At 57.0% G+C, this 22,493-nt stretch carries 17 protein-coding genes; 9 read left to right on the forward strand and 8 right to left on the reverse strand.

Translation table 11 applies throughout. The annotated features are described in order from the left end of the window. Positions 1–84 precede the first annotated feature (84 nt). Positions 85–762 (forward strand): response regulator transcription factor, encoded by a 678-nt coding sequence (locus H8B15_RS01605; RefSeq protein WP_187317901.1) that lies wholly within the window; start codon positions 85–87, stop codon positions 760–762. Positions 763–1,071: 309 nt separating this feature from the next. Further along, entirely contained in the window at positions 1,072–2,472 is a 1,401-nt protein-coding gene (locus H8B15_RS01610) for a sensor histidine kinase (protein ID WP_187317902.1), read from the forward strand. Positions 2,473–2,483: 11 nt separating this feature from the next. Here H8B15_RS01610 and H8B15_RS01615 read toward each other — a convergent pair whose 3' ends face one another. Together H8B15_RS01615 and H8B15_RS01620 are read right to left on the reverse strand one after the other, a co-directional pair. Continuing rightward, positions 2,484–2,750, reverse strand: a complete 267-nt coding sequence (locus H8B15_RS01615; RefSeq protein WP_187317903.1) for a hypothetical protein — start codon at positions 2,748–2,750, stop codon at positions 2,484–2,486. Positions 2,751–2,813: 63 nt separating this feature from the next. Then, a complete protein-coding gene (locus H8B15_RS01620) occupies positions 2,814–3,230 on the reverse strand; it encodes a hypothetical protein (protein ID WP_187317904.1) in 417 nt (138 codons plus the stop codon). 275 nt (positions 3,231–3,505) lie between these two features. Here H8B15_RS01620 and H8B15_RS01625 point away from each other — a divergent pair, with 275 nt between their 5' ends. The 7 genes from H8B15_RS01625 to acs all read left to right on the forward strand — a co-directional run bounded on the left by H8B15_RS01625 (position 3,506) and on the right by acs (position 13,379). Continuing rightward, a complete protein-coding gene (locus H8B15_RS01625; RefSeq protein ID WP_187317905.1) occupies positions 3,506–3,928 on the forward strand; it encodes an IS1/IS1595 family N-terminal zinc-binding domain-containing protein in 423 nt (140 codons plus the stop codon). A gap of 136 nt (positions 3,929–4,064) precedes the next feature. Beyond that, a complete protein-coding gene (locus H8B15_RS01630) occupies positions 4,065–5,618 on the forward strand; it encodes a hypothetical protein (protein ID WP_246455265.1) in 1,554 nt (517 codons plus the stop codon). Between the two features lie 346 nt (positions 5,619–5,964). Continuing rightward, positions 5,965–7,449 carry an MFS transporter gene (locus tag H8B15_RS01635; protein ID WP_187317906.1) on the forward strand — a complete coding sequence of 495 codons (1,485 nt, stop codon included), beginning with the start codon at positions 5,965–5,967 and terminating at the stop codon, positions 7,447–7,449. Between the two features lie 200 nt (positions 7,450–7,649). Further along, positions 7,650–7,856: a hypothetical protein gene (locus H8B15_RS01640; protein WP_187317907.1), complete on the forward strand. Its 207-nt coding sequence runs from the start codon at positions 7,650–7,652 to the stop codon at positions 7,854–7,856. Positions 7,857–8,056: 200 nt separating this feature from the next. After that, positions 8,057–10,804 (forward strand): sensor histidine kinase, encoded by a 2,748-nt coding sequence (locus H8B15_RS01645; RefSeq protein ID WP_187317908.1) that lies wholly within the window; start codon positions 8,057–8,059, stop codon positions 10,802–10,804. Positions 10,805–10,840: 36 nt separating this feature from the next. Beyond that, positions 10,841–11,212, forward strand: coding sequence for a response regulator transcription factor (locus H8B15_RS01650; protein ID WP_187317909.1), 372 nt, complete (start codon positions 10,841–10,843; stop codon positions 11,210–11,212). Positions 11,213–11,462: 250 nt separating this feature from the next. After that, the gene (acs, locus tag H8B15_RS01655; protein WP_187317910.1) at positions 11,463–13,379 is read left to right on the forward strand and encodes an acetate--CoA ligase; all 1,917 of its coding nucleotides are present in this window, start codon (positions 11,463–11,465) and stop codon (positions 13,377–13,379) included. 224 nt (positions 13,380–13,603) lie between these two features. Here the strand turns inward: acs and H8B15_RS01660 are convergent, their stop codons facing one another. The 6 genes from H8B15_RS01660 to H8B15_RS01685 all read right to left on the reverse strand — a co-directional run bounded on the left by H8B15_RS01660 (position 13,604) and on the right by H8B15_RS01685 (position 22,386). After that, entirely contained in the window at positions 13,604–14,107 is a 504-nt protein-coding gene (locus tag H8B15_RS01660; RefSeq protein WP_187317911.1) for a hypothetical protein, read from the reverse strand. Positions 14,108–14,119: 12 nt separating this feature from the next. Next, complete coding sequence (locus H8B15_RS01665) at positions 14,120–15,274, reverse strand: zinc-dependent alcohol dehydrogenase (RefSeq protein WP_187317912.1); 1,155 nt, start codon at positions 15,272–15,274, stop codon at positions 14,120–14,122. Positions 15,275–15,612: 338 nt separating this feature from the next. Continuing rightward, entirely contained in the window at positions 15,613–16,857 is a 1,245-nt protein-coding gene (locus H8B15_RS01670) for an acyltransferase family protein (RefSeq protein ID WP_187317913.1), read from the reverse strand. A 164-nt stretch (positions 16,858–17,021) separates the two neighbouring features. Beyond that, the gene (locus H8B15_RS01675; RefSeq protein ID WP_187317914.1) at positions 17,022–18,227 is read right to left on the reverse strand and encodes a fumarylacetoacetate hydrolase family protein; all 1,206 of its coding nucleotides are present in this window, start codon (positions 18,225–18,227) and stop codon (positions 17,022–17,024) included. Between the two features lie 264 nt (positions 18,228–18,491). Further along, entirely contained in the window at positions 18,492–19,910 is a 1,419-nt protein-coding gene (locus H8B15_RS01680; protein WP_187317915.1) for a glycoside hydrolase family 125 protein, read from the reverse strand. Positions 19,911–20,097: 187 nt separating this feature from the next. After that, positions 20,098–22,386: a GH92 family glycosyl hydrolase gene (locus H8B15_RS01685; RefSeq protein WP_187317916.1), complete on the reverse strand. Its 2,289-nt coding sequence runs from the start codon at positions 22,384–22,386 to the stop codon at positions 20,098–20,100. Positions 22,387–22,493: the final 107 nt, after the last annotated feature.

Here is a 22,493-nt window from a genome sequence, read left to right on the forward strand (position 1 = left end):
GGAGCTTCCGGGTATCAAATGGTCTACCCCTGCGTTAGAACCAACACGGATATAGCTGCCCTCATCTCATTCCATCCAACTGCCATGCACCATCTATTGCTGATCGAGGACGAGCCCGGCATTGCCCGGTTTCTGCGGCAGGGGCTGGAGGAAGAAGCCTACACCGTAGATGTGGCCGACACCGGCACGGCCGGCCTGGCGCAAGCACTGGCCGGCACCCACGATTTGCTGCTGATCGACTGGATGCTGCCCGGCCTCACGGGCCTGGAAGTGTGTCGGCAGCTGCGCGCCCAGCATATCCCTACCCCCGTGATTTTCCTGACGGCCAAAGACACCGTGCAGGACACCATTGCGGGCTTGCAGGCCGGCGCCAACGACTACATCAAAAAGCCGTTCCATTTCGAGGAGCTGCTGGAACGCATCCGGGTGCAGCTGCGGCCGCCGGCCAACGAGGTAGCCGAGTGCTACTCGGTAGGCAGCATCGTGCTGAACGTAACCACCCACCAGGTGCACAAAAACGGAGAGGAAATTGCCCTCACGCAGAAAGAGTTTGCCCTGCTTGAGTACTTGCTGCGCCACAAAGACAAGGTATGCCGCCGCCAAAGCATCATCGAAAACGTGTGGGATATTCACTTCGAATACAACACCGGCGTAATTGACGTGTATATCAATTCGCTACGCAAAAAGCTGAAAATCAGCAAAGAAGAGGACTATCTGCAAACCATCCGGGGCATCGGCTACATAGCCCGCGACGGGAGGTGAGATGGTGAGTAGTGAGATGGTGAGTAGTGAGATGGTGAAATGGTGAGTGGTGAGTGGTGAGTGAAAATACGTCTGTCATCCTGAGCTTGCGAAGGACCTTCTCACGTCAGCACGATATTCGTATCAACGACTCGTTCTCACGTGAGAACGAGTCGTTGATACGGGCGTTATCTTAAGCGCAGCGAAGGACCTTATCACACTTGAACGACAGGCGTAACAACGACTCGTTCTCACGTGAGAAGGTCCTTCGCAAGCTCAGGATGACAGAACATAAAACTCACAATTTCACAACCTCACCATTTCACCGCCATGCCGCTACCCTTCAAAAACCGGATTGCGCTGCACTATGTGCTGGTGACGGCGGCGCTGGTGGCAGCGGCGTACCTGGTGGTGTTTGGGGTGGTGCGGCACCGGGTCTATACCGATCTGGACGCCAATTTGCGTTTTGAGGTGGCCAAGCACCGGCAGGAGCTGAGTATTGCCCGCACCGGCATCACGTTTACGCACCGGGGCGAGTGGGAGGAGCGCGAGCATCAGGAAGTGGAAGTCGACCCGGTGTTCATTCAGATAAACGACCCTGGCGGGCGGCTGCTGGACCGCTCGCCCAACCTCAAGGCCGATCAGCTGGTGTTCGATGCCACGCACGACGGCCGGGCGCCGCTGAACTTTGTGCTGCGCGGCAAGGCCATCCGGCAGATTCAGGTGCCTATTGTGGAGGCCGGCAGCACAGTGGGCTATCTGCTGGCTGCCATTTCCTTGGAGGCTGCTCAGCACGTGTTGAGTAGCCTGGAAACCGCGTTGCTGCTCTCGTTTCCGGTGGTGCTGCTGGGGCTGTTTAGCAGTGCGCGCCTGCTGGCCGGGCGCAGCATAGCGCCGGTGGTGCAGATAACGGCTACCACCAACCGCATCACGCAGAGCAACTTAGCCGAGCGCATTGCCCTACCCCCGCGCCCCGACGAGCTGCACACGCTGGCCACGGCCATCAACGGCCTGCTGCACCGCGTAGAGCAGGCGGTGGAGCGCGAAAAGCAGTTCACCGCCGATGCTTCGCACGAGCTGCGCACGCCCCTGGCCGTGCTGCGGGGCACGCTGGAAGTGCTCATTCGCAAGCCCCGTCGCCCCGACGAGTACGTGACCAGCATTTCGCTGGGCATTCTGGAAATTGACCGGCTGACGCACCTGGTAGATCAGCTGCTGCTGCTGGCCCGGTTCGAGAACCACGCCAAAAGCTTGAACCGGCAGGAAATTGCGCTGCCGGCAGCCCTGCACGATGTGCTGTACCGCCTGCGCACCGACCTGCACGCCCGCAACATCCGGGTGGATGTGCAGGACAACCACGCCGCCCCCATCGTGACCGACCCCTACCTGCTGGACCTGATTCTGGACAATCTGCTGAGCAATGCCGTAAAGTATTCATTGGCCGACACCGCCATTGTGGTGCGCCTGGGCTGCGTGGCGAGGCAGCTCACGTGTGCCATTCAGGATCAGGGGGTAGGCATCCGACCGGAGGAACTAGACCGGATTTTTGACCCGCTCTACCGTTCCGATGCGCTGGCGCACCGCAAAATAGGCGGCACCGGCTTGGGGCTCTCCATTGTGGCCAAAGCCTGCGCACTGTTAGATATCAAGCTAACGGTACACAGCGTGTTGGGCCAAGGCTCAACATTCACGCTCCAATTTCCGAAACAGCCTCCGGCGCCGGTTGCATAAATACGTGGGGGCTACCCTACCTGTCGGGATATATCCAGCAGCTCAAAGCCTTCTTCGCGCAGAGCCAAACGAATATCGTCCGTGCCGGGTGTTTCGGCGTGGACGGTGGCTACCTCGGCCCGGCCCGGCGTGCCCGCTTCAATCTGGTCGACAATGAGGGTGAGGGCCGTGAGGGCAGCGCGGGCGCGGCCCACGGCTTGCTCATCGCTCAGGTTGTCGATGGTAAGTGAGTAACGGATGAGCTGCGATACGTCAGAGGTGGAGTCGGAGGAAGTCATGAGCAAGGGCATTTGATGGGAACTACCTCGTTGTACGCTAGCCAGGCTCGGAAGGGTAGCTTTTTAGTATATAGTCGTTGCTGGTCTTCGCCCTGCCCAGCGCCAACCCGTTTGCACCACCAGGTAGCGTGCCCCCTCTTCTGTCGTATAGAAATGGTGAAAGCGCTTTAATGCCCATGCAGGCCAGCCTAGTGGGTGGTCGTCCTCTGCTATCAACTCTTCCCAGCGGTGGGGCTGCCAAATAAGGCGCTCGGCACCCGGTAGTTGTTGATACTCTAGGGGTAGGGGTGGCCCATCGACTACCGGTTCATCATCCATATCCTGATACCATGTTACTCGCTCGCGTCTGCCCCACACTACCTGCGAATTGTGCGCAAAGTCTGGCGCAACCAGCCAGATGGTTAGGTAATATTCGTGGGCTCGTGCCTGTGTCTGCTTTTCCCAATCGAAAAAGGTGTTGAGTAGGTGCGCTACTGCCATCTGCCGTATCCGTTGGGGTGGTTGACGCCCTTCCCGGAAATAATGCCAGTGCCAGGGCCCCAGGCCTAGTTTTTCGACATAGTAATGATAGTCCGTTATGGCTTCAGCAGGTAGTACTGCTGGGGTAGATTGTAGGCTATCAATGTTCCGAACATGCCGGCGCGCCCCGCGTATTTTCTTCACAAACAAGCTGTTTATCCCGTGATGTCATCTAATACTTGCTAAAATACTATATCTTTACTAAATAACTATAGCTTACCTCTTCAGCAACGCCAATGTCAGCCCCCGTTTGCCCCAAGTGCAATTCTCCCGAAGCCACCAAAAGCGGCGTAATTGATGGCCGGCAGCGGTTTAAATGTAAAAACTGCGGCTACCACTACACCGTAGCCAAGGTAGGGAAGGAGATAAATTCTTACTACGTCATCAAAGCGCTGCAACTGTATATTGAGGGCGTGAGCTACCGTGAAATTGAGCGTCTGCTGGGCGTGAGTCACGTGAGTGTAATGAACTGGGTGAAGAAATACGGCGTGAAAGCCCCCCGCCAAACGGACTATCATCCTACCTACAAAATTCTCAATCAAAAGGAATTAGCAGAGTTTTTTCAGAATCCGGCCAACGTGCAGGGAGCCGGCCTGGTAGTCACGGAACTGGGCGATAAGTACATGATGATACGGTGGGAGCGGTTTAAGCAAGGGTAGAGCTATAGGGTTAGCAGAACGACAGCACTGCGGCGGATTCAATAGGAGGGTTTTGCTATTTAGTTGTGTCAGATTGATCTGCTGATAGGAGCCAGGCAAACTGCTTGTAGCTCTACCCTCACCCCATCCCACCCCTATGCGCCCCTCTCGCTACGCATTGCTTACTGGTGCTTTGCTGACTGCTGCCGCGGCCTCAGCTCAAGTACAACCTCCTCCTGCCGGTGGTCAGGCCCCGCCGCCCGCCGCACCCACGCCGCCCCCCGCCCCGCCGGCACCTGCTAAGTCGGCCCCCTACGGTGCTGGCCTGAAGGTGAATCTTTCCCCCGATGGCTCGAAGTACATCCGCTTCCTGACCTGGCACCAGGTCTACACTCGTTACACCGAAAATAATGCAGGAACCCTGCGGGCACCGGGCAAAACGCAGAAAGGGCAGGTTGATTTCGGTCTGCGTCGCTCCCGTCTCGTCATTCTGGCCCAACTGAACCCGCGTTTCGTGATTTACACGCACATGGGCATCAACAACCAGAATGCGGTGGGAGGGGGCCTCACTCCAACAACCGACGGCAAAAAGCCTCAGTTCTTCATTCATGAGGCCGTGACCGAGTACAAGGTGAATAAGTACCTGAGCCTGGGAGGTGGCCTTCATTACCTCAACGGCATCTCGCGGATAACCAGCGCCAGCACAACCAGCATTCTGCCGATGGATCTGCCGCTGACCAACTTCCCAACTATTGAGGCCACTGACCAGTTTGCCCGGTGGCTGGGCGTGTATGCGAAAGGCCGCGTTGGCAAGCTCGACTACCGCTTCTCGGTCAGCGACCCGTTCCTGACGAACCAAACCAGCACTCCGCTGGGCCTGGGTGTCATCACCAATACTAGTTCAACCACAGTGGGTGGGGTAACCACTACCACCACTGTGAACACCGGCACCGGCATTGCTACCTATAGCCCGCAAAACACCTCGCATGTGTACCAAGGCTACGTGAGTTACAATTTCCTGGAGCCGGAGGCCAACCTGCTGCCCTACTTCACGGGTACCTACTTGGGCACCAAGCGGGTGTTCAGCATAGGGGCGGGCTTCCTGTATAATAAGGATGCCATGTACTCGCGCGGCACCGATAGTCGCGTCACATACACCTCGCTACCCTCTACCGCCGACCAGTTTGCTAACATCCCAACGCGCAAGCATGATATAGCTATGTTCGGGGTTGATGCTTTCTATGATGTGCCCCTGGATACAGCCTCGCGTACGGCCCTAACCCTGTATGGTGTGTACTACAACTATAACATGGGCCCCAACCACGTCCGCTTCATTGGGCCTGAAAACCCCGGGTATGGTGCGGCGCCCACCCGCGGCAACGCGGTGCCACAGTCGGGTACGGGCAATTCCTTCTACGGGCAGGTAGGCTACCTGCTGCCGCAAAAGCTGCTGGGACCCAAGGCTCGCCTGCAACCCTACGTGGCCTACCTGCACAGCGACTACGAAGGGCTACACTACGCCAACGGCGACACCAAAGCCGTGAATGTGTACGATGCCGGCGTGAACGTGCTGCTGGATGGCCACAACGCGAAAGTAACGCTCAACTACCGCGCCCGCCCTGACTTTGAAGGCTACGTGCCCACCACAGGCAACTTCAACCGGCTCGACTACAAGCCGGAAATCACCCTGCAAACGCAGATTTTCTTGTAGCAAGGTTAGGCATTTCAGCCTACTAAGAACGTCATGCTGAGCGGAGTCGAAGCATCTCTACCGCTTCGTTGCAATCATCAGAAATTACGCACGGCAGAGATGCTTCGACAAGCTCAGCATGACAGGTACGACCACGCGGGATTTCTCCCGCTGGTCGAAATGACAAGTACTACATAACCCGTTTCCCCCTCCGCGCTTACCGGCCGCTTCATCGGCTACCCGCTTACCGCTTATTTAATCTGATGATCAGCTGGTTATAGCTGAAATTCGGTTTGAAACAGGAGAGCTACGGCCTGACCGCCGCGCCTTCACCGCTTTAATTTTCCACTAAAATTCCCCGTTTTCAATGGAACAAAGCATCAATCCCGGTTACGGCAAGGTGGCCGACGCGCCCCTCGCGCACGACAACAACAACGTCTCTACCAGTACCATCTGGCAAGTGATTACAGCCTCCTCAGTAGGGACGGTTATCGAGTGGTACGATTTTTACATTTTTGGCTCGCTGGCGGCCATTATTGGGCCAGTGCTATTTGGGCAGGCGGGTAAGATTGAAGACACGCTGCTGGGCGCCCTGGCCGTGTTTGGGGCGGGCTTTGTGGTGCGGCCGTTTGGCGCTATGTTCTTCGGCCGGCTGGGTGACATGATCGGGCGCAAGTACACGTTCTTGGTCACGCTGCTGATTATGGGCGGGGCTACCTTTATCACCGGCCTTATTCCCAGCTACGACACCATCGGCATTGCCGCGCCCGTTATCGTCGTGATTTTGCGCTTGTTGCAGGGTCTGGCCCTGGGCGGCGAGTACGGCGGCGCCACCACCTACGTGGCCGAGTACGCCCCCGACAAAAAGCGCGGCTACTACACCAGCTTCATCCAAATTACGGCCACTGGCGGCCTCATTCTGAGCATTTCGGTGCTGCTGATTACCCGCAAGATTGTGGGCGAAGACGCGTTCAAAGAGTGGGGCTGGCGCATTCCGTTCCTGCTGTCGGGCTTCCTGGTAATTGCCTCGTACTACATCCGCCGCAAGCTGCACGAGTCGCCGCTGTTTGCCAAGGCCAAGGCTACTGGCACCACCAGCAAAAGCCCTCTGCGCGACTCGTTTATGAACCCCGTAAACCGTCGTTTGGTACTCATCGCGCTGTTCGGCGTAACCATGGGCCAGGGCGTGATTTTCTACACCAGCCAGTTTCAGGTGTTCACCTTCATGAATTCGGTTCTTAAACTCGATATCGTGGATTCGAGCATTATCATGGTAGTGTCGATGCTGCTGGCCACGCCGTTGTTCGTGTATTTTGGGTCGCTTTCGGACCGCATCGGCCGCAAGCGCATCATCATGACGGGTATGATTTGCGGAGCCCTGTTTACCGCCCCGCTGTTCTACGGTGTGAAGGCCTTTGCCGGTCCGCTCACCGAAATTACGCCCGCCACCGTAGACGCCGCCGGCAAGGCTGTGCCCGCTGTGATGAAGGCCCTCACGCCCAACATCCCCGCCATGACGGCCCTGATTTTCTGCCTGGTGCTGTTCGTGACGATGGTGTACGGACCCATTGCCGCCTACCTCGTGGAACTGTTCCCAACGAAAGTGCGCTACACTTCCTTGTCGGTGCCCTACCATATTGGCAACGGCATCTTCGGCGGCTTCGTGCCGCTGGTGGCTACCTCCATTGGGGTGTGGGCTGCCGCCCAGCCGATAGGCACCTTTGCTAAGGAACACAGCAGTTTGCTGGGCCTGATCTACCCCATCACGGTAGCGTTGATTTGCTTTATTGTGGGCATGATCTACATGAAAGACATCCGCAACGTGCGCCTGATGGACGACGCTGGCGCGTGAGTGCGGGAGTGACGGAATGACCAAGTGACTTTCGAGTCAATGCAAAAAGTCCGTCGGGCCGCTGGGTCGGCGGACTTTTTTGTGGAGTTTGTAACGCGAAGCTCTGCTTCGCGGCCATGAGCGCCGTCTCACCCAACACTCTCGTTCTCGCAGTCGTGAAGCAGAGCTTCGCGTTACAATTTCAGTTCACTAATCAACCCATGCCCGACTCATCCGAAGCAGCGGAGCAGCGGCGGGGGCAGCGGCTGCTGTTCGTGAGCAGCTTGTTTGCCGTGCTGCTGAACTTTCCCCTGCTGGCCGTCTTCGACCACGAGGGTAGGGTAGGAGGCATCCCGGTGCTCTACCTCTACCTACTACTACTCTGGCTCAGCATCGTGCTCCTCACGGGCTGGCTCGTTCGGAAGTAGTGAAGTAGTGAATTTGTGAAGTTGTGAGTTAAAAAAGTGTGTCATCCTGAGTGCAGCGAAGGACCTTCTCACGGTAGGAAGTGTCGTTGTTATGTATGTCGCGCTAGCGTGAGAAGGTCCTTCGCTGCACTCAGGATGACACGCTTTTTTAACTCACCATCTCACCACTCACCATCTCACCACCTCACCACTTCACCACCTTGTCCAAACTCCTGCTCATCGGCTTTTCCTTTGGCTACCTGGCGTTGCTGTTCGGGGTGGCCTACGCGGCGGAGCGACGCTCGGCGGCGCGGCGGAGCCTGGTGAGCAACCCCTACGTGTACGCCCTAAGCATGGCCGTGTACTGCACCGCCTGGACCTACTACGGCTCGGTGGGTAGGGCCGCGCATTTTGGGCTGGAGTTTGTAGGTATCTATCTGGGCCCTACCCTGTTGGCGCCGGCGTGGTGGCTGGTGCTGCGCAAGATTATCCGCATCTGCCGTACCCAGCGCCTCACCTCCATTGCCGACTTCATCTCGGCCCGCTACGGCAAAAGCGCCGCCCTGGGTGCCCTGGCTACGGTGGTGTGCGTGCTGGGCGTTATACCGTATATATCCTTGCAAATCAAGGCTATTGCTACCTCGTTTGAGGTGATGGCCGGCGGGGCTAACCTAGGCGGGCTGGACGATAACACCGCCCTAATTACCACCGGCGTACTGGCGTTCTTCACCATCATTTTCGGCGTGCGCTCGGTGGAGGCCACGGAGCGCCACGAGGGCATGGTGCTGGCTGTGGCCCTGGAAAGCCTGGTGAAGCTGGTGGCCTTTTTGGCGGCTGGCCTGCTGGTCACCTACGGGCTGTTCGACGGCTTTGCCGATGTATTTGACCGGGCCGCTGCGGTGCCGGCGCTGCAAAAGCTCTTTACGCTGCACGGCACTGGCATTGGCGGGGCGCAGTGGCTCACGCTGCTGCTGCTGGGCATGGCGGCCGTGCTGCTGCTGCCACGGCAGTTTCAGGTGTCGGTGGTGGAGAACGTGAACGAGGACCACCTGCGCAAAGCCATGTGGCTGTTTCCGCTCTACCTTATCATCATCAACGTATTTGTGCTGCCCATTGCCTTTGGGGGCGTGCTGCGCTACGGCACCCAACTGGATGCCGACACTTTTGTGCTGGCCCTACCCCTGGGCGCGGGGCACCGCTGGCTGGCGCTGCTGGTGTATCTGGGCGGGCTGTCGGCGGCCAGCAGCATGATTATCGTGGAAACCATTGCCCTGAGCGTGATGATGAGCAACCACTTGCTGATGCCGCTGCTGGTGCGCGTGCCGGCCGCCCGGGGCGAGTCGGCGCGGTGGTTTGCGTATTTGGGGCAGGTGGCGCTGCAGAGCCGCCGGCTGGCGGTGGTGCTGGTGCTGCTACTGGCCTACGGCTACTACGCCACGGTGGGGCATTTGCTGTCGTTGGTGAACATCGGGCTGGTGTCGTTTGCGGCGGTGGCGCAGTTTGTGCCAGTGGTGATAGGGGGGCTGTACTGGAAGGGCGGTACCAGCCGTGGTGCCATGGCGGGCATCCTGGGCGGCTTTGCGGTGTGGTTTTTTACGTTGGTGATGCCTACTATGATTGCGCCCGGCTTGTTGCCGGCCTCCATTATGGACCACGGCCTGTTTGGGGTAGGGGCCCTGCGGCCGTTTGCGCTGTTTGGCCTCACCGGCCTCGATTATCTGTCGCACGGCTTGTTCTGGAGCTGGTTCTGCAACGTGGGGCTGTACGTGGGCGTGTCGGTGCTGGGGCGGGTGCCTACGGGGCTGGAGCTGCGCCAGGCCGAGGAGTTTGTGGACGCCTTCCGGCCCCGGCCGGCCGCCAGCGCCGAGTGGCGCGGCGTCGCTCCGGTGCTATCGGTGCGGGCGCTGCTGCGCGGTTTCTTGGGCAAGAAGCGCACCGCGCAGGCGTTGCAGGCCTTCGCCACGCGCTTCCCTGATGCCCTACCCCCCGAGCCCATTGCCCCCGCCGATGCCGACCCGCGCCTGCTGGCCTACGCCGAAAAGCTACTGGCCGGTAGCATCGGCCCGGCCTCGGCGCGCCTGCTGCTTTCCTCGGCCATCGGGGTAGAGGAGCTGCGGTTTGATAACGTGGTAGGGATTCTGCGCGAAAGTCAACAATTGCTGGCCGCCAACCGCCAGCTGCGCCGCCAGCAGCAGGAGTTGCAGCGCCTCACCACCGATTTGCAGTTGGCCTACGAGCAGCTGCAAGCCCTGGATGAGCGCAAAGATGAATTTCTCTACACCGTGACGCACGAGTTGCGCACCCCGCTCACCAGCATTCGGGCTTTGTCGGAAATTCTTTCTGATAACCCCGAACTGGACGAGGAAGAGCGGCTACGTTTCCTACACACCATCACCAAGGAATCGGAGCGCCTGAGCCGGCTGATTACGCTGGTACTGGATCTGGAAAAGTACGAGTCGGGCAAGGCCACGCTGGTGCGCGAGCCGGTAATGGTAGGGGAACTGGTAGCGGAAGCCGCCGAAGCTGTGGAGCAATTGGCGCAGGCCCGCCGCATTCAGCTGACAGTAGCCGTAGCGCCCGACTTACCAGCCCTACCCGCCGACCGCGACCGGCTGATGCAGGTGCTCGTCAACCTGCTTTCCAACGCCGTGAAAGCCTGCCTTGCCGATGGCTCCGGCCGTATTTGGGTAGGGGCCGAAGCCCGCGCCGGGCAGCTGCTGCTGCGCGTCACCGACAACGGTAAGGGCATCGACCCGGCCTACCATCACCTGATTTTTGATAAGTTTTACCAGGCCCAGCACCAAACCATGCGCAAGCCCGAGGGCTCGGGGCTGGGCCTGGCAATCAGCCGCAATATTGTGGAGCTGCACCAGGGGCACATGTGGGTGGAAAGCGCCCCGAACCAGGGCGCCAGCTTCTCCCTGACCCTACCGCTGCACCCGCAACAGCAGCCACAGCCTACCACCTAATTTGTACTACCCGCCGCTATTGAAACTCGTTTGGCTATGAAAGAAGCCCACATTTTACTGGTCGATGATGAACCGAACATTGTGATGTCCCTGGAATTTCTGATGCGAAAAAACGGCTACCAAGTCAGCATTGCCCGCAACGGCACCGAGGCCCTGGAGGCCGTTGACCGCACCCCCTTCGACTTGATTCTGCTGGATATCATGATGCCCGACGTGGATGGCTACCAGGTGTGTCAGCACGTGAAGCAGCGCCCCGACCGGCAGCAAACCAAGGTCATTTTCCTGTCGGCCAAAAGCCGGGAGGACGACGTGCAGAAGGGCTACGCCGCCGGCGCCGACCTCTACGTACCCAAGCCCTTCAGCACCCGCCAGCTGATGGAGCAAGTGCAGGCGCTGCTGGCCGCATAGCCTTTGGCCGCGTGTTTTTCGTAGTTTACGGCTGTTGCCAGCTGGTTTTTGGCCTCTTGGCCGTCATGCTGAGCGCAGCGGAGCGAAGTCGAAGCATCTCGCGTGCTCCCGGTAATTTTATTTTAAAATTGCTATCTGACATCAGCACGCGAGATGCTTCGACTTCGCTCCGCTACGCTCAGCATGACGGTATAAAACCACCCCACTCCCAATTCCTAATTCATACTTTCTAATTCATAATTCCTTCCCCATGCCCACCGACCATCCCCGCATCCGGACCACCGAAGAGTACCAGTACGCCTACCGCCGCAGCGTAGAAAACCCCGAGCAGTTCTGGGCCGATGTGGCCGAGCCCTTCACCTGGCGCCGCAAGTGGGATACTGTGTTGACGGCCGACCTGGTAGAAGGCCACAACAAGTGGTTTGAAGGCGCCAAGCTCAACATCACCGAGAACTGCCTCGACCGCCACCTGGCGACGCGCGGCAACAAGCTGGCCCTCATCTGGGAGCCCAACGACCCCAAAACCCGCCAGATTCGCTACACCTACCGCGAGCTGCACCAGGAGGTGTGCCGCTTTGCCAACGTGCTGCACAACAACGGGGTAGAGAAGGGGGACAGGGTGTGCCTCTACATGCCCATGATTCCGCAGCTGGCTATTGCCGTGCTGGCCTGCGCCCGCATCGGGGCGGTGCACTCGGTTATCTTCGCTGGCTTCTCGGCCAATGCCATTGCCGACCGCGTGAACGACGCCCAGGCCACCGTAGTCATCACGGCCGACGGCCTGGAGCGCGGCGCCAAGCAGATTCCGGTGAAGCGCGTGGTGGACGAGGCCCTGGAACACTGCCCCTCCGTGCGCGGCGTAATTGTGGTGGAGCACCTGGGCTGGCCCGTGCACATGAAAGACGGCCGCGACGTGTGGTACCACGACGAGGTGCAGGAAGTGGAAAAAACCTGCCCCGCCGAGGAAATGGACGCCGAGGACATGCTGTTCATCCTCTACACCTCGGGCAGCACCGGCAAGCCCAAGGGCGTGGTGCACACCACCGCCGGCTACATGGTGTGGGCCGATTACACGTTCCGCAATGTATTTCAAGTGGAAGAAAACGATGTGTACTGGTGCTCGGCCGATATTGGCTGGGTGACGGGCCACACCTACCTGCTCTACGGCCCGCTGCTGTCGGGGGCTACTACCCTCATGTTTGAGGGCGTACCGACCTACCCCAGCCCCGGCCGCTACTGGGAGGTGATTGACAAGCACGGCGTGAACGTGTTCTACACCTCGCCCACAGCCATCCGCTCGCTCATGGCCCACGACATCAACCACGTGCTGGCCTACTCCCTGGACTCGCTGCGGGTGCTGGGCTCGGTGGGCGAGCCCATCAACGAGGAAGCCTGGCACTGGTACCACACGCACATCGGCAAGGGCCGCTGCCCCATCGTGGATACGTGGTGGCAGACCGAAACCGGCGGCATCATGATTTCAGCGCTGGCGAATATTACGCCCAGCGTGCCGGCTCGCGCGGGCCTACCCCTGCCGGGCGTGCAGCCGGTGCTGCTCAACCAGGAAGGGCAAGAGATTGAGGGCAACGATGTGGAAGGCTACCTCGCCATCAAGTACCCCTGGCCGGGCATCATCCGCACCACCTACGGCGACCATGAGCGCGCCAAGCAGACCTACTTTGGCGTGTATCCGGGCTACTACTTCACTGGCGACGGCGCCCGGCGCGAGCCCGACGGCCTCTACCGTATCCAGGGCCGCGTGGATGATGTGATTAACGTATCGGGCCACCGCTTCGGCACCGCTGAAATCGAAAATGCCATCAACCAGAACAACACCGTAGTGGAGTCGGCAGTGGTGGGCTACCCGCACGATGTGAAGGGGCAGGGCATCTACGCCTACGTGATTTGCCGCGACGGCGCCTGCGACGACGATATCAGCCGCAAGCACGTGGAGGCCAGCATCATCGAAACCATCGTAGCCCAAATCGGCCGCATTGCCAAGCCCGACAAGATTCAGTTTGTGGAGGGCCTGCCCAAAACGCGCTCCGGCAAAATCATGCGCCGCATCCTGCGCAAAGTAGCCGAGGGCGACACCAGCAACCTCGGCGACACCACCACTCTCCTCGACCCTGAGATTGTAGAAAAAATTGTGGAGGGTAGGAAATAAGTCCGTCATGCTGAGCTTGCCGAAGCATCTCGCGTGCTGACGAAAGATAGTATCCAACATCAGCACGCGAAATGCTTCGACAAGCTCAGCATGACCGTCTTTCCAAACTTTTTAAACGAAGCAGTAAGCTTGCATATATTGACGTAGGCCTACTGCTGACGTTATAAGCAAAACGTCCCATCAACCAGAGTTGATGGGACGTTTTGCTTATAACATTCTGGTTTCTACTTACGCTTGCTCTTCTTGTCTTTGCCAGAGTTGAGCAGCAGAATGGTACCAACCGTAACGGCGACAATGGTGGCCATTTTGGTTACGAAAGCGGTGCGGTTATACTTCCATTCCACGGCGTATCCCTTCTCGGCGAAGATATTGGGCACGTGTCCGTGCGCTAAGTCTTTCAACACGCCTTCCACCACATCCACGCGGTCGGCCAAGATCAGCGGGAGCCAGTGCTTGTACTCGTTTTCGCTGTACTTGAAAGCGAAGCGCCGAATAACGCCACTCAGGCCGGTAGGTGGTAGGGTAGCACCAAACACGGCCGTCACATCGGGCCGCTCAATGGAGTGGAGTACCTCCACTGTTATCGGTTGTTGGGGAGGTCGGTCGTAAAATATATCCCGCGGCGGCGCATCCTCGCGGTGCTGCATGGGGTAGGTAGGGTCGTTTTCCGGATCGGCATCCACACCCCAGCCATTGATTTGCGTGTAATCTATTCTCTGAGTTTGCATAGTGAGGAGGCGTTATTTAGTAACGGTCGGGGGTATCAGAATCGGCTTGATGCAGTTGTCCAGCTTGGCGGAGAACAAGCGGTAGCCATCGGCTACTTCTTCCATTGGCAGGCGGTGGGTGATGAGGGCCTTGGGGTTGAGTCGGCCACTCTGCACGTGGTCGATGAGGCGCGGAAGCAGGCGCTTCACCGAGGTCTGGTTGCCTCGGATAGTTAGGCCCTTGTTCATGGCATTGCCAATGGGCACCAAGTTGTCGGTAGGGCCATACACCCCCACAATCGACACCACGCCGCCTTTCTTTACGGCATTAATAGCCCAGTGCAGCGCCGTGGCCGAGCCCGCCTGCAATAGAGTTTTGCGACCCGTAATGGTTTGCAGCACGTTGCCAGCCGCTTCGGCGCCTACCGCGTCAATCACGCAGTCGGCTCCCAGCCAGTCGGTTTGCTTCTTAATAAACAACACTGGGTCGCCAATTTCCTCGAAGTTGTAGGCCTCACAAGGCGCGTAGTTGCGCACGAACTCCAGACGGTAGTCTTCTTTGTCGAGCACAATCACACGGCCAGCCCCAAACAGCCAAGCGCACCGGGCCGCCATAATGCCAACCGGCCCGGCCCCAAATACCAGTACCGTATCACCCTTTTGAATACCAGCCATTTCGGCGGCCTGGTAGCCAGTGGGCACCACGTCCGTGAGCAGCACGGCATCGTCTAGGTCCATGCCGGGCGGAATAACGGTAGGGCCCACGTTGGCGTAGGGCACGCGGGCATACTCGGCCTGGCCACCATCGAAGCCACCAGCGGTGTGCGAGTAGCCAAAGATGCCGCCTACGGCCGTAGCCATAGCATTGGCTTGGTGGCAATTACCAAACATCCCTTGCTGGCAGAAGTAGCACCGTCCGCACGACACATTGAAGGGAACAATAACGTTGTCGCCTACTTTGATATTCGTGACATCGGGGCCGATTTCCACTACTTCCCCCACAAACTCATGGCCGAAGGTAGAGCCCACGCGCGTATCGGGCACGTTGCCGTTGTATAAGTGTAAGTCAGATCCGCAGATGCAGGAGCGGGTAACGCGCACAATAGCATCCTCCGGATGCTTGATCTCGGGCATTGGTTTCTGAACGGCTCGGACCCTCTTGGGGCCGCGGTATTCCATGGCAAGCATAGGCGTTGGTTTTGGAGTAGAAAGGGTAGGAGTGGATACGAGCAATGCAATATCTACACGCAGCATCTGTGCAAGCACTGCCTGCTGCTGTGGTTACATAGTACCAGTAGGTGCACAGATAGGGTTGTGAAACTGCGGTTAATCGCGCAATAAATAGGTGTTTATACGGAAGGCATGCCGCGCATAGCTGAGGGAAGTACGCAGCTACGCGCGGCATGCCTGCGCTCCTCTACCGCAAGATTGTGGAGGGTAGAAACCGCCTCTGTGCGGTTGTATCCTATGCGAATAAGTAATTCTATATAGTAGATCTGTGCACGCCGGTAACTTGTAAATTTTCTTCAGATACTATAAAGTTTATTTCGTATCCAGGGCTGAAACTTCTTTTCGAGAATATAGGAGGCTAATAATGAAAGCGGTACAAATAATAATAAGCGTAAGGCAAATGTAAAGCGAGTGCCAGAAAGTAACTCTACTCTCATGAATAAAGCCAGAATTGGAAAATGAATTAGATATAATCCGTAAGAAATAGATCCGGCTTTGGATAATAAATTAATGATTTTATGAAATATAGTATTTAGCTTATTTTGTGCTATGTATAACAACAAAGAAGTTATATAAAAGACAACAGGCAAAGCCAGTGTATGGTCTGACGCGATTCGATTTTCTGCAAATATGTAATAGGTTGTGTACAAAGGTGCTGTTATCAAAATGAATTTATATAGAGATAAAAATATATTATTTTTATTCGTGAATACGAATATAATCATAGCAAAATAAAGCAATTGATAAAAATCGGTCAAGTTCAATAAGGGACTCAGCTTATCTACGGCAATAGGATAAAATTTGGAGAGTATAACAGTTAAAATATCTTTAAATGGGTTGAGATGTTCAAGCGATAATAATAAAAATAACATGCTCGTCATCAGGGTAAACGAGGGTAGGGTTCTGTTGAATTTATTCTTCGCTAGTGTAACCCCTGTCAACCAAAAGAGAAAGTAGAGAGGATAGGAGAAATCGAATGGCAATGGGATGAATAGCCGTATACCAACTATTAAAAAGCATAGTAGTGTGATAAATAAAGGATTTATTCGAAAAAAAGATAGTGGAATAAAAGCAAGGTAGAAAAGCACTTCAAAATGCAAAGACCAGATAGGGTTTATTTCAAAAATGATAGGAGTGGAGTTGTTTTGTAATATTGTTATATTAGTTAGTATAGTATATGTAGGATAGCTGCCTTTGGCCGCTGCAAGAGCAGCCAAAACGCATAGAAAGTATATAGGATATATTCTGGTAAAGCGTTTTTTTAAATAGGGTAGGATTTGTTTTTTTGTTAATGGGGTAGGATTTGCAATAGCAATAACGTAGCCTGATAATACAAAAAATACAAGTACACTTAAGCGTCCTGGGGGATTAAAGGCAAAATATCCTTCTGGTTGATAATGCGGATCCAGCCAGAAGCGGTGGTATATGATATGATGCCAAACAACAAGTAAAGCAGCAAAGCCACGTAATCCTTCAAGATTAAATTCAAAGACCTTATTTCGTTGTACAGGAGAATTTTCTGCAAGAGATACGTGTGCCATTACGTTGGAAAGCAAGTCGGATAAACTAAAAAGTAATTAGCGTAAATAACTTCTATGTATAATTTGCGCTAATTACTTTTGAATATTGTAGCAAGTTATCACTGAGATTCTTTCTGTACAATGTATGGCAGTAAAACCCGATATGCTCAAGCACGAGGGTAACTCTAGTAAAAGATACTGCCGGATACTTCTCCAAATCCGATTCGTACGTTGTCTGGCCCGCCATATCCGCGTACTATTACCCTATCTTCATCTTCCAGAAAGATGCGCATGGTAGTGTCGTTGAGGACGAGGGGATGCGTACCACCGGCGGTGAGGTCGTATAGACTGCCATTGACCACAGTGCCGCTGGTGTAGAGGTCACCGGCCAGCAAGGGAGTGCCACTGCTGGTGAGGTAGGCTAGTTGCTGCCCCATGCTCCAGTACAGGCTGCGGGTGGTGGGAGAGGCTATAACTGTTTCGGGGCCGTTGGCGGGCTGCAAGGCTACTTCCAACTGCACAGCCACATGATGCTGACCGTGTTGGCGCAGGTGTGGCTCTGGCTCTGGCAGCTGGGGTGCCCCGGCCACCCGGAAGGGCTCCAGCGCGTCCAACGTCACTACCCAGGGCGAGATAGTGCTACCGAAGCTGCGGTCTAACAACGGTGCCGGCGCCGAGCCCCGGCATAAGTCGTGGGCATACCAGCCTAGTACTAGCGTCAGGCCAAATAGCGTTTCTTCGGCCTGTTCTACTGATAGTGGCGTTCCTAGATCAGTAGCTTGGCCGCCTACAAAGCCCAGTTGCACCTCAAAGTCGAGGCGCTGCACGGGGCCACGTAGGGTATCTTCGGCATCGAGTAGGTAGGTACGCGTGGGGCGCCGCACGCGCCCGCCCGAAGCTACCAAGCTGCCCGCCGGGGCATAGCTGCCCGTAGGGGCAGGGCTAGTTGCATCGGCAGGTGTACTGGCAACCAGTTGGTTGGTAAAGCGCACAAACTGGCGCGGCTTCACCGGGGGCAGTAGCTGCACTTCCGTTTGACGTAGCAGGCAATCGCGCATTACCTCGGGACTTTGCAACACGGTGTTGTCGTGGCGCAGCAGCTCGCTCACCCGCTCACGCACGGCCCGCCAAGCGGGGCGGCCCAGCCGGATAAAGGCATTCAACGACCGGCGCCGAAATACCTTGGGCTGCCCTTTCAGGTCCAAGTCATCAAAGAAGCCCCACTGGCTCACAGCATACAGATCGAGCACGTAGCCGCCAATGGCCACACCCACGCGGGCGCCCCGCTCCTCGGTTTCAAAAATGCCAAAGGGTAAGTTTTGGATGGGAAAGTCGCTGGTAGGCGGAATATCAATCCAAGAATGGATGGTAGGGTCGTTCGCAGAAGCCATGCAGGAAGAAGGTAGAGTCAGAAGTAGAAAAGCCGAGCCAGCGGCGCAGGTTGTACGGAGAAGTGCAGTCGAGCGACGGGTTTAACAAGGTTTTGGCTGCTGTAACTATGAAAACAGAACAGCAGAAAAAAGCAGAACGTCATTTCGACCAGCGGGAGAAATCTCGCGTGCTGACACCGGCTACTGATTACCGGAGCACGCGAGATTCTTCCCGCTGGTCGAAATGACGTTCTATCTAAAAGACGGTCTAAATGCCGCAAACAGCTACGCCAGCAGCTGCGGCTTTTCCTTATAGGTCTTCCACAAAAACTCTCCGAAAATCGTGTTTGCCCAGGCAAACCATGAGCGGCTGAACTTCTCCGGATTGTCCTTATTGAAGGATTCGTGCATGAAGCCGGTGCCGGCGTGAGTGGATTTCAGCGTCTGAATGCACTGCTTGATTTCGGCGTCGCTGGTGCTGGTGAGGCCCTGCGTAACCAGGCCAATCGGCCAGATCATGTCCTGACCCACGTGCGGCCCGCCAATACCTGCGCCGGCCGTACCCTTAAAATAGAACGGGTTATCCTCGGAAAGCAACATCTTGCGGGTGTTCTGGTACACTGGGTCCGATACGGGCATGGCACCCAGGTAGGGTAGGGCAATCAGGCTGGGCACGTTGGCGTCGTCCATCAACACCTGGCTGCCGAAGCCGTCTACCTCGTAGGCGTAGATTTTGCCGTATTTCGGGTGGTTCACGATGGCGTGCTGCTTCAGGGCCGTTTCTACCTCGGTGGCTAGGGCCGTGAGGTCCTGGGCGGTTTTCTGGTCCTTGGCTAGCTTGGTCATCATCTCGGCGGCTTGGCGCAGGCTCACCACCGCGAAGAAGTTGCTGGGCACCAGGAAGGAGTACAGCGTGGCGTCGTCGCTGGGGCGGAAGGCCGAGCAAATCAGGCCCACCGGCTTGATGGGATAGCCAAAGCCCTTCATGGGCTGGGTATCGGTGGCGTTGGTGGTTTCGCGCTGGAAGGAGTAGGGGCCACGGTCGTCCTTGCGTTGCTGCTCCCGGAAGGTTTGCAGCACCGTTTTAATGGCTTGCTGCCACTGCTGGTCGAAGGGCTTGGTGTCGTTGGTGGTCTTCCAGTAGTGGTAGCCCAGGCGGATGGGGTAGCACAGCGAGTCGATTTCCCACTTGCGTTCGTGCACGCCGGGCTTCATGTTGGTCTTATCGGATTTCCACTCGCCTACCTTGTTGGGGTCGTCGTAGAAGGCATTGGCGTAGGGGTCCTTCAGGATGTAGCTGGTCTGACGGTTAATCACGCCGGCAATCAGCTGACGCAGCTCGGCATCCTTGCCCACCAGCTGGAGGTAGGGCCACACCTGGGCCGAGGAGTCGCGCAGCCACATCGCGTCGATGTCGCCGGTGATGACGTAGGTATCGGGGCGGCCGTCGCGGGTGCCGTGGGTCACGGTGGTATCCAGGGTGCTAGGGAAGCAGTTGTTGAACAGCCAGCCCAACTCCTCGTCCTTCACCTTTTTCTGAAACTCCGAAATAGCCGCCTCCACGGCCTTACTGCGGAAACGACGCTTATCGGCCGTTGGCCGCACCACCGGAAACTTAGGCGCGGTGCCGGCAAAGGAATACTGGTTGAAGAAAACGCTGGTGGTAAGAAGGGAAAAGCCGTGAAGGAAATTTCTGCGGTTCATGGGAAATGGTGGGTAACAAGAGCGTGTCGCTTAAAACGCGCTTAATGGAGCTAATATTTTAATCTTAAAGACCGTCATGCTGAGCTTGTCGAAGCATCTCGCGTGCTGACGACAGATACTATCTTTCATCAGCACGCGAGATGCTTCGACAAGCTCAGCATGACGGTCCTCGCTTCAAATCAACGAATTATTTATACTTCGACATAGAGAACGGCGCGGCGTCCTTGCTAGTACCTCGGGTTTTATTGGGGGTAGAAGTCATATCGAAGTCCAGGGTAGCGCCTTTCAGCAACTCCTCGTGGCTGAGCCAGGTTTTGTCGTAGGATTTGCCGTTGACGGTCAGCTGGTTCACGTAGCGGTTCTCGTCGGAGTTCTTGGGGGCGTTCAGCACGATGTCCTTACCCGAGGGCAGGTGCAGGGTAGCTTTGGGGAACAGCGGCGCGCCCAGCACGTACTGGTCGGTGCCGGGGCACACGGGGTAGAAGCCCAGCGCTGTAAACACATACCAGGCCGAGGTCTGGCCGTTGTCTTCGTCGCCGCAGTAGCCGTCGGCGGTGGGTAGGTAGAGGCGGTTCATTACCTCACGCAGCCAATACTGCGCCTTCCAGGGCTGGCCGGCGTAGTTATACAGGTAAATCATGTGCTGAATGGGCTGGTTGCCGTGGGCGTAGTTGCCCATGCCCGCAATCTGCATCTCTCTGATTTCGTGAATGGTACCGCCGTAGTACGAGTCGTCGAACACGGGGGGTAGGGCAAACACGGTATCCAGCGTCTGCACAAACTTCTGCTTGCCGCCCATCAGGTCCATCAGGCCCGCCACATCATGGAATACCGACCACGTGTAGTGCAGACTGTTGCCCTCCGTGAAGGCGTCGCCCCACTTAAAAGGACTGAAGTTGGGTGCCCAGCTGCCGTCTTGGTTTTTGCCGCGCATCAGCCCTACCTGCTTGTCGAACAGGTTGCGGTAGTTCTGGCTGCGCTTGGCGTAGAGGTTCACCTCTTTCTTGGGCTTGCCCAGGGCTTTTGCCAGCTGCGAAATCGTGAAGTCGTCGTAGGCGTATTCCAGCGTACGGGCCGCGTTTTCCTTGATTTTGACATCATAGGGCACGTAGCCCAGCTTGTTGTAGTACTGCACGCCCTTGCGGCCCACAGCGTCCAGCGGACCTTCGTTATTAGCGCCGTGCACCAGGGCCTCATACAGCACCTCCATGTCCTGGCCCCGAATGCCTTTCAGGTAGGCGTCGGCCACCACGGAGGCCGAGTTGTTGCCCACCATCACGCTGCGCAAACCGGGGCTGGCCCACTCCGGCAGCCAGCCGCCTTCTTTGTAGTCGTTGGCCAGGCCCTGCTGCATCTCCGCGTTTTGGTCGGGGTAGAGCAGATTCAGGAAGGGAAACAAGGCCCGGAACGTGTCCCAGAAGCCCGTATCCGTATACATGTAGCCCGGCAGCACCTCCCCGTTGAAGGGGCTGTAGTGCATCACCTTGCCGTTGGCGTCCAGCTCGTAGAGCTTGCGCGGGAACAGCAACGCACGGTACAAGCAAGAGTAGAAGGTGCGCTTCTGGTCGGCAGTGCCGCCCTCAATGTCGATGCGGCCCAGGGTCTTGTTCCAGGCCTCGCGGCCCTTCTGGCGCACGGCCTCCAGGTCCTGGTCGCCGATTTCCTTCAGGTTCAGCTCGGCCTGCTCGGGGCTGATAAACGACGAAGCCACCCGCGCATTCACCTGCTCACCCTTGCGGGTTTTAAAGCCCACGGCGGCGCCGGCGTGGTTCACGGTAGCTTCCAGCAAGCCCACAGCCAGCTCCTTGTCCTTGAACACGGCCGTGCTGGTGAAATCGTGGTCGAACTCAATGACGAAGTAGTTCTTGAAGTTCTTGGGCACGCCGCCGCTGTTGCGAGTGGTGTAGCCCACAATCTTGCGCTGCTGGGGTAGGATCTTCACCATTGAGCCCTTGTCCAGGGCATCAATTACCACGTAGGCGCTGTCGGTTTTGGGGAAGGTGAAGCGGAAGCTAGCCGCCCGCTCGGTGGGCGCAATTTCGGTCGTCACATCGTGGTCGGCCAGGTACACCTTGTAGTAGTTGGGCTCGGCTACCTCGGCCTTGTGCGAATACCAACTGGCGCGCGCATCCTCATCAAATACCCGCTTGCCGGTGATGGGCATGATGGCAAACTGCCCGTAGTCGTTCATCCACGGCGAGGGCTGGTGCGTCTGCTTGAAGCCCCGGATCTTATCGGCCGAGTACTGGTAGGCCCAGCCGTTGCCCATTTTGCCGGTCTGCGGCATCCAGAAGTTCATGCCCCAGGGCAGGGCAATAGCCGGGTAGGTGTTGCCATTCGACAGGCTCGGTTTGGAGTCGGTGCCGATAATGGGATTCACCCATTGAGCGTAGTCTTTCGTTGCCACCGGCCCCTGCGCCAGGGCAGGAGCCGCCGTCAGCAGCAAGGCAGAAAGAACAGGAAAGAGTTTAGGCATTCGGTTAGGGAAAGAGTAGGATAACAAAAGGGTATGTAAAGAACATCATTTCGACCAGCGGGCGTAATCTCGCGTGCTGCTACTAGATACTAGCTTGCGTTAGCACG

The organism is Hymenobacter citatus, from assembly GCF_014333615.1.
In the GTDB taxonomy this organism is placed as follows: domain Bacteria; phylum Bacteroidota; class Bacteroidia; order Cytophagales; family Hymenobacteraceae; genus Hymenobacter; species Hymenobacter citatus.